The 14,334-nt window shown below is 71.4% G+C and carries 14 protein-coding genes; 12 read left to right on the top strand and 2 right to left on the bottom strand.

The window, feature by feature from the left end:
• From KIK09_RS03775 to KIK09_RS03755, 5 genes are all read left to right on the top strand, one after another.
• The gene (locus KIK09_RS03775) at positions 1-918 is read left to right on the top strand and encodes an ROK family protein (RefSeq protein WP_214317198.1); all 918 of its coding nucleotides are present in this window, start codon (positions 1-3) and stop codon (positions 916-918) included.
• 115 nt (positions 919-1,033) lie between these two features.
• Entirely contained in the window at positions 1,034-1,648 is a 615-nt protein-coding gene (locus tag KIK09_RS03770; RefSeq protein ID WP_214317197.1) for an ACT domain-containing protein, read from the top strand.
• Positions 1,649-1,846: 198 nt separating this feature from the next.
• The gene (locus tag KIK09_RS03765; protein ID WP_214317196.1) at positions 1,847-2,365 is read left to right on the top strand and encodes a MaoC family dehydratase; all 519 of its coding nucleotides are present in this window, start codon (positions 1,847-1,849) and stop codon (positions 2,363-2,365) included.
• A gap of 2 nt (positions 2,366-2,367) precedes the next feature.
• Entirely contained in the window at positions 2,368-3,522 is a 1,155-nt protein-coding gene (locus tag KIK09_RS03760; RefSeq protein WP_214317195.1) for an acyl-CoA dehydrogenase family protein, read from the top strand.
• A gap of 109 nt (positions 3,523-3,631) precedes the next feature.
• A complete protein-coding gene (locus KIK09_RS03755) occupies positions 3,632-4,810 on the top strand; it encodes a hypothetical protein (protein ID WP_214317194.1) in 1,179 nt (392 codons plus the stop codon).
• Here the strand turns inward: KIK09_RS03755 and KIK09_RS03750 are convergent.
• On the bottom strand, positions 4,807-5,430 hold the full coding sequence (locus KIK09_RS03750) for an FMN-dependent NADH-azoreductase (RefSeq protein ID WP_214317193.1): 624 nt from the start codon (positions 5,428-5,430) through the stop codon (positions 4,807-4,809). The genes KIK09_RS03755 and KIK09_RS03750 overlap by 4 nt on opposite strands.
• 230 nt (positions 5,431-5,660) lie before the next feature.
• Positions 5,661-6,941, bottom strand: a complete 1,281-nt coding sequence (locus KIK09_RS03745) for an ABC transporter ATP-binding protein (RefSeq protein ID WP_214317192.1) — start codon at positions 6,939-6,941, stop codon at positions 5,661-5,663.
• Between the two features lie 252 nt (positions 6,942-7,193).
• Between KIK09_RS03745 and KIK09_RS03740 the strand changes: the two genes are divergently transcribed.
• The 7 genes from KIK09_RS03740 (at position 7,194) to KIK09_RS03710 (ending at position 14,302) form a co-directional block, all read left to right on the top strand.
• Complete coding sequence (locus KIK09_RS03740; RefSeq protein WP_214317191.1) at positions 7,194-8,654, top strand: glycoside hydrolase family 13 protein; 1,461 nt, start codon at positions 7,194-7,196, stop codon at positions 8,652-8,654.
• 5 nt (positions 8,655-8,659) lie between these two features.
• On the top strand, positions 8,660-9,685 hold the full coding sequence (locus KIK09_RS03735) for a LacI family DNA-binding transcriptional regulator (RefSeq protein ID WP_214317190.1): 1,026 nt from the start codon (positions 8,660-8,662) through the stop codon (positions 9,683-9,685).
• Positions 9,682-10,548 carry a carbohydrate kinase family protein gene (locus KIK09_RS03730; RefSeq protein WP_214317189.1) on the top strand — a complete coding sequence of 289 codons (867 nt, stop codon included), beginning with the start codon at positions 9,682-9,684 and terminating at the stop codon, positions 10,546-10,548. The genes KIK09_RS03735 and KIK09_RS03730 overlap by 4 nt, the downstream gene beginning before the upstream one ends.
• 64 nt (positions 10,549-10,612) lie before the next feature.
• Positions 10,613-11,932 carry an MFS transporter gene (locus tag KIK09_RS03725; RefSeq protein ID WP_214317188.1) on the top strand — a complete coding sequence of 440 codons (1,320 nt, stop codon included), beginning with the start codon at positions 10,613-10,615 and terminating at the stop codon, positions 11,930-11,932.
• 126 nt (positions 11,933-12,058) lie between these two features.
• Complete coding sequence (locus tag KIK09_RS03720) at positions 12,059-12,976, top strand: sugar kinase (protein WP_214317187.1); 918 nt, start codon at positions 12,059-12,061, stop codon at positions 12,974-12,976.
• Positions 12,977-12,983: 7 nt separating this feature from the next.
• A complete protein-coding gene (locus tag KIK09_RS03715) occupies positions 12,984-13,604 on the top strand; it encodes a bifunctional 4-hydroxy-2-oxoglutarate aldolase/2-dehydro-3-deoxy-phosphogluconate aldolase (RefSeq protein WP_214317186.1) in 621 nt (206 codons plus the stop codon).
• A complete protein-coding gene (locus tag KIK09_RS03710) occupies positions 13,601-14,302 on the top strand; it encodes a FadR/GntR family transcriptional regulator (protein ID WP_214317185.1) in 702 nt (233 codons plus the stop codon). Before KIK09_RS03715 ends, KIK09_RS03710 begins: the two co-directional genes overlap by 4 nt.
• Positions 14,303-14,334 lie beyond the last annotated feature (32 nt).

Raw genomic sequence — 14,334 nt, 5'->3', positions numbered from 1 at the left:
GTGCGTCGCTACGTCAAGCCCCTGTTCCTTCCCGCGCCGCCGCTCGACGGCCTGGTCCTCGCGATCGACATCGGCGGCACCCGCGTCAGGACCGCCGTCGTCGACGGCGCGGGAACCGTCCATCACCGCCGCGAGACCCCCACGCCCGGGGACGCGGCCAAGCTGGTCGAGGAGGTGGTCTCCGAGGCCAGGGCCCTGCTGCGGCCCGGGCTGCTGGCCATCGGGGTCTCCGCGCCCGGGCCGCTCGACCGGGCCTCGGGGGCGATCGAGGTGTCGGCCAACCTGCCCGCCGTGCCGCTCGCGGAACCGCTCGGCGCGCTCGGGCCGCCGGTCGTCGTCGAACGCGATACCAACGTGGCCGCGCTCGGCGAGGGGACCTTCGGCGCGGCCCGCGGCGCCGAGGACTTCTCCTACGTGACCGTCTCCACCGGCATCGGCGCGTCGATCGTGTACGGCGGGCGGCTGCTCACCGGCGTCCACGGGTACGCGGGCGAGCTCGGCCACTTCCCCGTCGACCCTGGCGGGCCGCGGTGCGGCTGCGGGAATCACGGCTGCCTGGAGGCCCTGGCGTCCGGCTCGGGGATCGCCGCAGCCGGCGGCGTGCCCGCGCCCACGGTCGCGGCGCGGGAACTCGAGGGCGACGCCTCCGCCGCCGCGATCATGGAACGGGCCAGGACCGCGTTCGCCGCCGGCCTGGTCGGCCTGGTCAACGCCTACGATCCGGGGCTGGTCGTGGTGGGCGGCGGTGTCGCCGAGGGCCAGGGCGAACGCCTCCTGGACCCGGCCCGCCGGGCCGTGCGGCGCCACGCCTACGGCGCGGCCGCCCGCGACACCCGCATCGTCCCCGCCGCCCTCGGTGCCGACGGCGGCCTGCTCGGCGCGATCCCGCTGGTCGCCCTGAGCAGAACACAGTGGTGAGCCGGGTTATCGGCAATCCGAAAGGGCATCTTCATCCTGGGAAATGCCGGAAATGTCCGTGGAACATTTCCGAAACGTTGCCAGGGCACTGTGGACCACCTGGAAGGAGGCACGCATGCTGCTACGACTGAGGGTATCGCTGCCGGACCGGCCGGGTGGCCTGGGCCAGGTGGCGCGGGCGCTGGGCGCGCTGGGCGCGGACATCATGCAGGTGACCGTGCTCGAACGCGAAGCCGGCCGGGCCGTCGACGACTTCACCGTGTCGTGGCCGGGCAACGCCACATCCGCCGAGGTGCGCGACAGGATGTCGGCCGTGCCGGGCGTGCGCGTGGAAGGGGTCTGGCCGACCAAGGAGGTGCCGGGGTCCGCGCCGGACTACGACCTGCTCATGCACGTCGTGGCCGAGCCGGGCCGCGGGTTCGCCACGCTGGTGGACGCCCTGCCGGGGCTCTGCGGGGCCGAGTGGTCGCTCGCCCTCGCCGGTGACGCGGTGCGCCACGCCAGCCTGTCGGCGCCCGACGTCTTCACCCTGCCCGACCCGCCGATGCGGCCCACCATCCGCACCTCGGACGACCTGCGCCTGATGCTGCTGCCCGTGGAGAGCGAGGGGCTGCACCTCGTGATCGCCCGCTCGGAGGGGCCCGGCTTCCACCGCGCCGAACTCGACCGCGCCTCGCGCATCGTCAGCATCGTCGCGGCCCTGACCCCGACCTTCGCCCCGCCGTCCTGACGCGGGCCGGTCCTCTTGTACGGCGGGCCGCCCACCGGCCGCCCGCCGTACTCCAGCCGAGGGCCTGTGACCGGCGCTGACGGCGAGTCGGTGACGGTGGCCCGCCGTAACGGCGCGCGCGTCGCGGGCGCGGTTCGTTGCCGCGCGGGACCAGGACTGAAACAATGTTCTGGAACCTGGATGCGCGAGGAGCCGCCCGTGACGCTGCACGAAGCCCAGATCGGCCGCTACTACGAGGACTTCGTGGTCGGCGACGTCTACCAGCACCCGCTCGGCCGCACGATCAGCGAGGCCGACAACACCTGGTTCACGTTGCTGACCATGAACACCAACCAGAACCACTTCAACGCCCACTTCGCCGCCAAGGCCCCGGTCGGGAAGATCATCGTGAACTCCGGCCTGTCGGTGGCGATCGTCCTCGGGCTGTCGGTCATGGACGTGAGCCAGACGGCGATCATGAACCTCGGCTGGGACGAGATCAGGCTCACCCATCCGGTCTTCGTCGGCGACACGCTGTACGCGGAGTCCATCGTGGTGGCCAAGCGGGAGTCGAAGTCGCGGCCGTACGCGGGCATCGTCACCTGCCGCACCCGCGGGCTGAACCAGGAGGGCGACGAGCTCATGTCGTGGACGCGGACCGTCATGGTCTACAAGCGCGACGCCCCGCACGACAAGGGCTACTTCCCGCGCGCCAAGACCGGACCCCTGGAGCGATAGCCATGGATTTCGAGCTGAACGAGGAGCAGAAGGCCTTCCGCGAGACGCTGCGCGCGTTCGTGGACAAGGAGATCGTGCCCGTGGCGACCGAGTGGGAGCACTCGGGCCGGTATCCCACGGAGATCGTCGAGAAGATGAAGGAGATGGGCCTGTTCGGGCTGACCGTGCCGGAGGAGTACGGCGGGCTGGGCGCGGACATGGTCTCCTTCGCGCTGGTCTTCGAGGAGATCGCCAGGGGCTGGATGGGCGTGGCGGGCACGATCGGCTCGCACTCGCTGTCCACCTGGATGATCGCCCGCCACGGCACCGAGGAGCAGAAGCGGCGCTACCTGCCCGACCTGGCCACCGGGGCCCGCCGTACCGGGCTGGCGTTGACCGAGCCCGGCGCGGGCACGGACCTGCAGGGGATCCAGACGCGCGCCGTACGGGACGGCGACCACTACGTGGTCAACGGCACCAAGACGTGGATCACCAACGCCAGGCACGCCTCGCCGCTGCCCGTGCTGGTCAAGACCTCGATCACCGAGCCCGCGCACAAGGGCATGTCGGTGCTGCTGATCGACGAGGGCTTCGGCGTCAGCCGCGACCTGCCCAAGCTCGGCTACAAGGGCACCGAGACGTGCGAGGTCGTGCTCGAGGACGTGCGGGTGCCCGCGGCCAACCTGCTCGGCGGCGTCGAGGGGCGCGGCATGCAGCAGGTGCTCGGCGGGCTGGAGATCGGGCGGATCAACATCGCCGCCAGGGCGGTCGGGGTGGCGCAGGCCGCCTACGACGCCGCGCTGTCCTACGCGCGTGAGCGGACCGCCTTCGGGCAGCCGATCGCCGACTTCCAGGCCATCCAGCTTAAGATCGCCGACCTGGCGACCGAGATCCAGGCCGCGCGGTTGCTCACGTACTGGGCCGCCTCGCAGGCCGATGGCGGCAAGCGGGTGGACATGGAGGCCGGTATGGCCAAGTACTTCGCCTCCGAGGTCGCGCTCAAGGCGTCGCTGGAGGCCATGCGGATCCACGGCGGGTACGGCTACTCGCAGGAGTTCGTGGTCGAGCGGCTCTACCGCGACGCGCCGCTGATGGCCATCGGCGAGGGCACCAACGACGTGCAGCGCCTCGTCATCGCCAAGTCCCTGGTGTCGGGCAAGGGGCACATCGGCTGGTGAGGTTTGTGCCTTTGATTCGCAGCAGCATTCTTCTCGCATCAAGCGGCCACCCCTTGAAGAGTTCGGCTCGGGTCGCTGTAGTCGAAAGAGTGTGTGAGAAGAGGCGCCCGTGATGCGCGAACAACCGGGGCTGCTGGTGCTGATGGGTTCGGGCGAGACCAGCCCGACGATGGTGGAGATCCATCGCCGGGCGGTGCGCTCGCTGCGTCCCGGGCCGCGCGCGATCCTGCTCGACACGCCCTACGCCTTCCAGGAGAACGCGGACGACATCTCGGCCAGGGCGCGCGCGTACTTCGCGCGCAGCGTCGGATTGAAGGTGGAGGTCGGTGCCGAGGTGGCCGGCGCCGACTGGGTGTTCTCCGGGCCGGGCAGCCCGACCTACGCGCTCGAGCGGTGGCTGGCCACGCCGGTGGCGGGTGACCTGCGGGCGCGCGTGCGGGCGGGGCGCGGGGTGACCGTGCTGGCCTCGGCCGCGGCGTGCACGGCGGGCGCGGCCACGGTGCCCGTCTACGAGATCTACAAGGTGGGCGCGGAGCCGCACTGGTGTCCAGGGCTCGACCTGCTGGCGGAGCTGGACCTGCGGGCCGTGCTGATCCCGCACTACGACAACGCCGAGGGCGGCACCCACGACACGCGCTACTGCTATCTGGGTGAGCGCCGCCTGGCGAAGATGGAGCGGGAGCTGCCTGACGGCACCGCCGTCCTGGGCGTCGACGAGCACACCGCGGTCCTGGTCGACCTGCGCACGCGGGAGGTGGAGGTGGCCGGGCGGGGCCGGCTCACGGTGCGGGTGCGCGGCTCGCAGGTCGTGCTGCCCGCGGGGACGGCCACCTCGCTCGAGGAGGTCCGCCGCCTGGCCCGGGGCTCCACCACGGCCCGGCCGGCCCCGGCGCGGGTCCCGGCCACCGCCGCGGCTCCGCAGGAGACGCTGGCCGAGGTCTGCGGCTCGTGCGAGAAGGGCTTCAGGCGGGCGGCGGAGGAGGCCGACCCGGTCGCGGGCGCCAGGGCGGTGCTCGATCTGGAGGCGGCGCTCGTCGCCTGGGCCGCCGACACCGAGGAGGACGCGGGCGGCGTGGACGAGGCCCGCCAGCTCCTGCGCCTGCTCATCGGCGAGCTCGGCGAGCTCGCCTCGGCCAAACGCGTCCGGGTCCTGGTCGAGCCGCTCCTGACCCTGCGCGACCGGCTGCGCCGCGACGGCGCCTACGACCTCGCCGACGCCCTCCGCACCGCCATGCTCGCCGGCGGCATCACCGTCGAGGACACCCCCGACGGCACGCGCTGGTCCTAGAAGGTGCGGGCGATGTGGCGGGCGGACTCGTCGGCCTGCTTGCGGGCCTCGTCGTAGTCGCCGGTGAGGGTGGGGTGGTGGCGGACCTCCTGGACGTCGGTGATGCCGGCCCAGCGGAGCCAGTCGCCGAAGAACGTCGACTGGAAGTTCGTGCCGAACTCCGAGCCGAGCCCGGGACCCCACACCGCGCTGGTGTAGACGACGGCCGCGCGCTTGTCCGTCAGCAGCGCGCGGTAGCCCGTCTCCGGATGCACGTCGAAGATCCTGGCCGGCTGGCTGATCACGTCGATGAGCTGCTTGAGCTTGTACGGCACGCTCGCGTTCCACATCGGCACGCTGAACACGTACCTGTCGTAGGCGTCGAAGCGCTCGAACGTGGCGATGGCCGCGTCCCACGCCGCCTTCTGCGCACCCTCGGGCGTGCCACCGCCGAAGACCGTCATCTTCGCCCGCGCCGCGTCGGGCCCGAACTCCGGCAGCGACCCGTCCCACAGGTCGAACCGGTCCACCACGTCCCCCGGGTGCGTGCGGCGGTACTCCTCGACGAAGACCTCCGCGATGGCGCTCGAGATCGACTCCTCGCCCCGTGGCGAGGCTGAAACATGCAGCAACTTGCTCATCAATGCTTCCTTTCGGACTGCGGTCCGGTTATCGATGCACATGCAAAGATACGGACTGTGGTCCGCTTGGTCAAGGGGTGCATGGAAAGGCCCAGGGCGGAGTCGTGACGGCGGCCCGCCGACACCCGGTCAGCGGGCGTATCCCTGGAGGTCCTCAGCCGAAGTGCGGTGACTGGCGGTGGCGCGGCTCGCCGTACAGGATCAAGCCCTTGATGATCCAGAGATGAGAGTCAGCGGCGTGGAGGGTCGATGCGGGCGCCCGACTCGGTGAAGATCATGATCCGGGAGAGGTCCACCCCGACGCGGGCCGCGTCGTTGGGGCGCCAGGCGGGCCGGCCGCCGAGGCGGACGATGAGGTCGGCGCGGCGGTGGATGCCGCTGCCCGCGTGCGGCCCGACGTGCTCCTGCTCCTGGTGCTCCTCGCGGTTGGCGAACAGGCGGCGCACCAGGCCACCGAGCCCGCCGGAGCCGCTGCCGTTCCCGTTGAGCCGGGCGCGCGTGTCCGGTGGCTCGGGCACCGGCGCCGAGGGCACCCCGCACTCGACGTAGGCGAGCCACTCGTGCCCGTGGTACTCCAGCGTGCGCACCCGCCCGAAGAAGGAGGGCCCGTCGTAGGACTCCGGCACCGGAGCCAGGCCGTCAGGCCGGATGCCGATCAGGACCTGCCCGCCCGTGTGCTGCGAGATGGCGTAGGCCCGCGGATCGCTCCACGGGATCGTCAGCCGGTGCGGCCCGAAGTCGAGCAGCACGTACTGGTTCTGCGGCGTGCGAACCGTGGCCGCCAGCAGGTTGAGCTGCTGCGAGTTGAGGAACGCGGCGACGAAGGCGGTGGCGGGGTCGTTGTAGATCTGCGCGGGGGTGCCGACGTCCTGCAGCACACCGCGGTTGAGGATGGCGATGCGGTCGGCCAGGGTCAGCGCCTCGACCTGGTCGTGGGTGACGTAGATCGTGGTGACGCCGAGCGACCTGACCAGGGCGGAGATCTCCATCCGCAGCTCGGTCCGCATGCCCGCGTCCAGGTTCGACAGCGGCTCGTCCATGAGGAACAGCTTGGGCTGCCGCACGATCGCCCTGCCCATCGCGACCCGCTGCCGCTGCCCGCCCGACAGCGTGCCCGGCCGGCGTTCGAGCGTCTCGTCGATGTGCAGCGCCTTGGACAGCTCGGTCACCCGCTCGCGCACCGTCGCCGGGTCCGACTTGGCGATCTCTAAAGGAAAGGCGATGTTCCCGCGGACCGTCCTGTGCGGGTAGAGGGCGCCGTTCTGGAAAACCATGGCCACGTCGCGGTCGCGGGGAGCCAGGTGGTTGGCGAGCTGGCCGTCGAGCCACAGGTCGCCCTCGGTGATCTCCTCCAGCCCGGCGATCATCCGCAGCAGCGTGGACTTTCCGCAACCTGAGGGCCCGAGCAGCACCAGGAACTCGCCGTCCCCCGCCTTGAGGCTCAGCTGGTCGACCGCGAGGTGGTCGCCCGGGTACACCTTGGTCACTTTGTCCAGAACGACCGAGCTCATGGGCCCACACCTTGCACGCGTGTCACCAGTGACGGGGGCTGATTGAAGAGGTAGTACATCGCGCCCTTACGGCGCATGTCCACCCTTGGCCTGAAGAATCTCCTTCTAGTCGGTTTTCGGACTGGTTTTCGGTCGGACCGTACGGAGGCGCACCATCCACTTACCAGCGGTTACGTAACAGCGCTTTCCCAGCTATATGGCAGGGTGCCCGATGCTGTAATCTCTTGCGGAAATTTGCCGTAAATATGACCTATGGGGGCCGATGTGACCGCCTGGTGGCGTGACGCCGTGATCTACGAGGTGTACGTCCGCAGCTTCGCCGACGGCGACGGTGACGGCGTCGGTGACCTGATCGGGGTCCGTGATCGCCTGCCGTACCTGAAGAGCCTGGGTGTGGACGCGATCTGGCTGACCCCCTTCTACCCCTCGCCGATGGCCGACTTCGGCTACGACGTGGCCGACTACCGCGACGTCGATCCGCTGTTCGGCACGCTGGGCGACTTCAAGGCGCTGGTCGACGACGCGCACGGGCTCGGCATCCGGGTGATCGTGGACATCGTGCCCAACCACACCTCCGACCGGCACCCGTGGTTCCAGGAAGGCCTGCGCGACCGCTACATCTTCCGCGACGAGCCGAACGACTGGGAGTCGATCTTCGGCGGGTCCGCCTGGACGCAGACCGAGGACGGGCAGTGGTACCTGCACCTGTTCGCGCCGGAGCAGCCCGATCTGAACTGGGACAACCCGGCGGTGCGCGAGGAGTTCGAGCAGATCCTGCGCTTCTGGCTTGACCTGGGAGTGGACGGCTTCCGCGTCGACGTCGCCCACGGCATGGTCAAGCCCGCGGACCTGCCCGACATCGGCCACCCCGACCAGGTGCGGATGGTCGGCAGCCAGAAGGTCCCCTACTTCGACAACGACGCCGTGCACGACATCCACCGCTCGTGGCGGCGCATCCTCGACTCCTACCCCGGCGAGCGGATCGGCGTGGCCGAGGCGTGGGCGCCCAGCCCGGAGCGGCTGGCCCTCTACATCCGGCCCGACGAGCTGCACCAGGCCTTCAACTTCCACTACCTGTTCGCGCCGTGGGACGCGGCGGAGCTGCGCAGGGCGATCGACGAGTCGCTGGCCACCTCCGGCTCCGTCGGCGCGCCCACCACCTGGGTGCTGTCCAACCACGACGTCAAGCGGCACGTCACCCGCTACGGCAGCCTGGCCAGGGCGCGCGCCGCGGCGGTGCTGACGCTGGCGCTGCCCGGCTCGGCCTACCTCTACCAGGGTGAGGAGCTCGGCCTGCCCGAGGTGCTCGACCTGCCCGCCGAGGTGTGCCAGGACCCGCAGCGGCTGCGCGACCCCGACAGCGGCCGCGACGGCTGCCGCGTTCCGCTGCCCTGGACGCGCGACCTCGGCTGGAGGAACCCCTGGCTCCCGATCCCGTCGGACTGGTCGGACCTGAGCGTCGAGGCCGAGACCGGCGACCCCGCCTCCACGCTGGAGCTCTACAGGACGGCGCTGCACGCCAGGCGCGAGCTCCAGGGCGACCTGGTCTGGCGCGAGTCACCTGCGGGCACGCTGCTCTTCTCGCGCGGCGACCATGTCTGCGCCGTCAACCTGACGGGCGAGCCGGTGGACTTCGCGATCGACGGTGAACTCGTGATCGCGTCGGACACGCCCGGCGCACCCGATTCTGCGGCCTGGTGGAAAGTAAAGTAAGCGCCATGAACGGTCACGCTCGCCTCGCCGACATCGCCGCCCAGGCCGGGGTGAGCGAGGCCACCGTAAGCCGGGTGCTCAACGGCAAGCCGGGAGTCTCCTCCGGCACCCGGCAGGCGGTGATGACCGCCCTGGACCTGATGGGCTACGAGCGCCCGCCACGCCTGCGCCAGCGCAGCAACGGCCTGGTGGGCCTGGTCACCCCCGAGCTGGACAACCCCATCTTCCCCGCCTTCGCGCAGGCCATCGAGAAGGCGCTGACCCAGCACGGCTACACGCCGGTGCTGTGCACCCAGCTGCCGGGCGGCGCGCCGGAGGACGAGTTCACCGAGCTGCTGGTCGACAGGGGCGTCAGCGGGATCGTGTTCGTCTCAGGGCTGCACGCCGACACCACCGCGCGGATGGACCGCTACACCCGCCTCGTCGACCGCGGCCTGCCGATCGTGCTGGTCGACGGCTACAGCGAGCACATCGACGCGCCGTTCATCTCGCCCGACGACCGGCTCGCGGCCCGGCTGGCCGTGCAGCACCTGGTCGACCTGGGCCACGAGCGGATCGGGCTGGCGCTCGGCCCGCGCAGGTTCGTCCCGGTGATCAGGAAGATCGAGGGCTACCGTCAGGCCATGGCGCAGCTGCTCGGCGCGGCCGACGTGGACGACCTGATCGCGCACTCGCTGTTCTCCGTCGAGGGCGGCCAGGCGGCGGCCGCGCAGTTGCTGTCGCGCGGGTGCACCGGCATCGTGTGCGCCAGCGACCTGATGGCGCTCGGCGCGATCAGGGCCTGCCGCGAGAAGGGGATGGCCGTGCCGGGCGAGGTGTCGGTGGTCGGGTTCGACGACTCGCCGCTGATCGCCTTCACCGACCCGCCGCTGACGACCGTGCGCAAGCCGATCGGCGCGATGGCCTCCGCCGCCGTCCAGACGCTGCTCGAAGAGGTCAACGGCACCCAGGCCAAGCACGTCGAGCTGATCTTCCAGCCGGAGCTGGTGGTGCGCGGTTCCACCGGGTCGGGGCCGCTGGTGAACCGGTGACGCGCGACGTCCTGGTCATCGGCGGTGCCGGGGTCGACACCACCGTCTACGTGCCCGAGCTGCCCCTGCCGTACGCCGACACCTACGCGGTGCCGCCGGTGATCGACAGGATCGGCAACACCGGCGCCGGAGTGTCGCTCGGCTGCGCCGCGCTCGGGCTGAAGGTCGCCTTCGCCGACCTCGTCGGCGACGACCCGCAGGGCGAGCTGGTACGGCGGGCCCTGTCCGGCGTGGAGTGCCGCTTCGGCCCCGCGGCGGCCGGGACCCGGCGCAGCGTGCTGCTCGTGGGACCCGACGGCCGGCGCACGTCGCTGTTCGACCCGCGCGCCACACCGGGCGAGCGGCTCGACCCCGCGCTCTACCGGGTGCCCGCGCGGCACGTCCATGTCTCGATCACCGACTTCGCCCGCCACGTCTACGCCGACCTGGACGGGACGCCGACCTCCACGGACCTGCACGACTGGGACGGCGTCAATCCCTACCACGAGGACTTCGCCCACCGCTCCGACCTGGTCTTCCTGTCGGCCACGGCGCTGCGGGACCCCGAGGCGGCCATGCGCGCCATCCTCGACAGGGGCCGCGCCCACACCGTCGTCTGCACCCGCGGCGCCGGCGGCTGCCTCACGCTCACCCGCTCGGGGCCGCTGCGCGCCTTCCCCGCCGTGCCCGCGCCGGGGCCGATCGCCGACACCAACGGCGCCGGCGACGCGTTCGTCTCCGGCTTTCTGTACGGCATGCTGCGCGGCGAGCCGCTGGAGTCGTGCGTCAGGAAAGGCGCCGTCGCCGGGGCGCACGCCTGCACCGTTCCAGGCACCCACGAGGCGCCCATCACCGAGGAAGCCCTGCTCGAGCGGGCCTTCTAACGATCTGACAACGCACTTGTGCACACCCCACTACCGGGGGTAAGCCTCAAAGCGGGAGGCGCACATGAGTGACACCAGCGGACTCACAGCCGAAGAACACCGCTCCCAGATCCGGAAGGCGGCCACGGCCAGCGTCGTGGGAACCGCCATCGAATGGTACGACTTCTTCCTTTACGGCACGGCCGCGGCGACCGTCTTCGCCCAGGTCTTCTTCCCCAAGTCCTCTCCCTACGCGGGAACGCTGTCGGCGTTCGCGACCTACGCCGTCGGCTTCGCGGCCAGGCCCATCGGTGCGGCGATCTTCGGCCACTGGGGCGACCGCATCGGGCGCAAGGCCACGCTCATCGTCACGTTGGTCATGATGGGTGTCTCCAGCGCGCTGATAGGCCTGCTGCCCGGCACCGCCGCCATCGGGGTCTGGGCGCCCATCCTGCTCGTCGCCCTGCGCATCCTGCAGGGCATCGCGGTCGGCGGCGAGTGGAGCGGCTCGGTGCTGCTGTCGATGGAGTGGGGCGACCAGCGCAGGCGCGGCCTGATGGCCAGCTGGGCGCAGGTCGGCGTCCCCATCGGGCTGATACTCGGCACCGGCATGATGTCGCTGCTTGCCGCCGCGGCGGGCGACTCGTTCACGGACTGGGGCTGGCGCATCCCGTTCCTGGCCAGCCTCGTGCTGGTCGGCGTGGGGCTGTGGGTCCGGCTGCGGGTGCTGGAGACGCCGATGTTCGCCCGGGCGCTGGAAACCCGGCAGATCGCGAAGCTGCCGGTGGTCGCGGTGCTCAAGAAGCACCCGAAGGAGGTCGTCCTCAGCGCCCTGCTGCGGTTCTCGGAGCAGATGCCGTTCTACCTCTACACCACGTTCGTCATCACCTACATCACCGCCGAGGACATCGGGATGTCCAGGACGTTCGCGTTCCTGGCGGTCTCCTGCGCGGCCGCGGTGGAGCTGTTCGCCATCCCGTACTTCGGTCATCTCAGTGACCGGGTCGGCCGCCGGCGGATCTACCTGATCGGGGCCGCGCTGCTGGCAGTGGTCGCGTTCCCCTACTACATGCTGCTCAACACCGGAATCGCCATCGTCATCCTGCTGACGATCATGGTGACGCAGGTGCAGCACTCGATGGAGTACGGCCCGCAGGCCTCCCTCATCGCCGAGAGCTTCCCCACGGGGCTGCGTTACGGCGGGGCCGGGCTCGGCTACCAGCTCGCCTCGGTCGTCGCCGGCGGGCCCGCGCCGCTCATCGCGGTGTGGCTGCTGCACAGCTTCGGGTGGCAGGCCATCTCCATCTTCATGATCATCGGTGCGGCCATCGGCTTCCTCGCCACGCTGGCGCTGCCCGACCGCTCCAAGATCGACATCAGCGACGAGGCGGCCTACACCACCTGACCTTCTCGTACGGCACGGCGGCGCGGGACCCTGTCTCGCGCCGCCGCCATGTCCCGGGAGGCGGCATCATCATTTGATAGCACCATTAAATGCCGGTATCGTCATTTGATAGCACCATTAAGGAGGATGTCTGTGCCCCCCGAGGTCGTGGTCTGCGGCGAGGCGATGCTGCTCATGGTTTCCGAGCCGGGAGTCCCGCTGGAGCGCGCCCGCGCGTTCCGCGCATCGGTCGCCGGAGCTGAGACCAACGTGGCCGCCGGGCTGTCCAGGCTCGGCCACCGGACGCGCTGGCTGGGCCGCGTCGGCGCCGACCCGGCGGGCCGCTCGGTGCTGGCTCGGCTGCGGGCCGACGGCATCGACACCTCCCACGCCGTCGTCGACCGGGACGCGCCGACCGGGCTGCTGCTGCGTGACAGCCATCCGGCGCGCGGCATCGACGTGCAGTACTACCGCGCAGGATCGGCCGCCTCGCGGCTGAGCCCCGGCGAGCTGACGGCCGAGATGGTGGCCGGAGCCCGGCTGGTGCACTTCACCGGCATCACCGCGATGCTCTCCGAGTCCGCCCACCTGGCCGCGCTGCGCCTGGTCGAGCTGGCCCGCGAGGCCGGAGCCACCGTGAGCTTCGACCCGAATGTCCGGCTCAAGCTCGGCACGCCTACCCGGTGGCGCGAGCGGATCGCGCCGCTGATGGCCATGGCCGACGTGGTGCTGGCGGGCGAGGACGAGCTGGAGCTGGTCGGCGAGCCCGGCCCAGGGCCCCTGCTCGTGGTCAAGCACCGCGACAAGTCCGCCACCTGCCAGGGCATCAGGCAGGAGCCGTTCCCCGTGACCGTGGCCGATCCGGTCGGGGCGGGCGACGGGTTCGCCGTCGGGTTCCTGTCGGGGATGCTGCGCGGCCTGCCGTACGAGGACTGCCTGCGGGAGGCGGCGGCGGTGGCGGCGCTGGTCGTGCAGTGCGCCGACGACACCGACGGGCTGCCGCACCGCGAAGAGCTCGAGCGGGCGCTGGCGGCGTTCGCCGGCGCCGAGATGGTTCACCGATAGGAGAGGGATGTACCGCTGGGAGATCGTGGCGGCCGTCACCGCGCAGCGCGTGTTCGGCATCGTCCGTGCCGCGCGGCCGGAGGAGGCGGTGGCCGCCGCCGAGGCCGTGCTCGACGCCGGGCTGCGCGCCGTCGAGGTGGCGCTGAGCACGCCCGGCGCCGTGAGCGCGCTCGCCAGGCTCACCGAGAAACGGCCCGAGGCGCTGATCGGCGCGGGCACCGTGCTCGACGAGGCCGCCGCGCGCGCCGCGATCGAGGCGGGCGCCCGTTTCCTGGTCTCGCCCGGCCTGTACCCCGCGGTGATCCGCACCGGTCACAGGTACGGCGTGCCGGTCTTCCCCGGCACCGCGACGCCGAGTGAGATGGTGCGCGCCCTGGAGGAGGGCGCCGACGCGCTGAAGCTCTTCCCCGCCTCCGGCCTCGCCCCGGCATGGCTGAAGGACGTGCGCGCCGCGCTGCCGCAGGCACCCGTGATCCCCACCGGCGGCGTGACGATCGACAACGCGGCCGACTGGATCGCGGCCGGCGCCGTCGCCTGCGGCATGGGCTCGGCCCTGACCTCGGGCGGAGCTCACGCGGCGGGCGAGCGGGTGACCGCGCTGCTCGACCGGCTGGCGAGGGCGCGATGAACGGGACGAGACTGCAGGGCCTGCACGGGCAGGTGGTCGACCGCATCGGCCGCGCCCTGGCCGCCAGGCAGATCCCGGAGGGCGGCGTCCTGCGCCTGGAGGACGTCCAGGAGAACTACGGCGTCTCCCGCACCGTGGCCCGCGAGGCGGTGCGCGTGCTGGAGTCCATGCGGGTGGTCACCAGCCGGCCGCGCATCGGCGTCACCGTGCTGCCGCTGAGCGCGTGGAACCTGTACGACCCGCAGATCATCCGGTGGCGGCTGGCCTCGCCGTACCGGGCCGAGCAGCTGCGCGAGCTGTCGGAGCTGCGTGCGGCCGTGGAGGTGTCAGCCGCCATACTCGCCGCCTCCAACGCCGACGATCTGGCCAGACAGGCCCTCTACCGGCACGCGGGGGCCATGGGGACCGCGGCGACGGCCGGCGACCGCAAGGGGTACGTGGCCGCCGACGCCGCCTTCCACCGGGTGCTGCTGTCCGCCTCGGGCAACGGCATGTTCGCCCAGTTCGCCGAGGTCACCCAGGAACTGCTCGAATCCAGGGAGGAACTCTCCCTGCTGCCGCAACATCTTTCCCTCACGGCCGTCGACCAGCACCGGTTCGTGGCCGACGCCATCCACGCCGCGGACGCCGCAGGGGCGGCCGCGGGTGTCCGCGCCCTTCTGGCAATCGCCGACCACGAGGTGGAGTCCCTGCTGTGAGTATTGCTGTACATGTCGGACCTGAACCTGTG

This window comes from Nonomuraea sediminis (assembly GCF_018531495.1).
Lineage (GTDB): Bacteria > Actinomycetota > Actinomycetes > Streptosporangiales > Streptosporangiaceae > Nonomuraea > Nonomuraea sediminis.
Note: the sequence above shows the minus strand (reverse complement) of the source record. Positions and strands in the feature narration are given on the sequence as shown.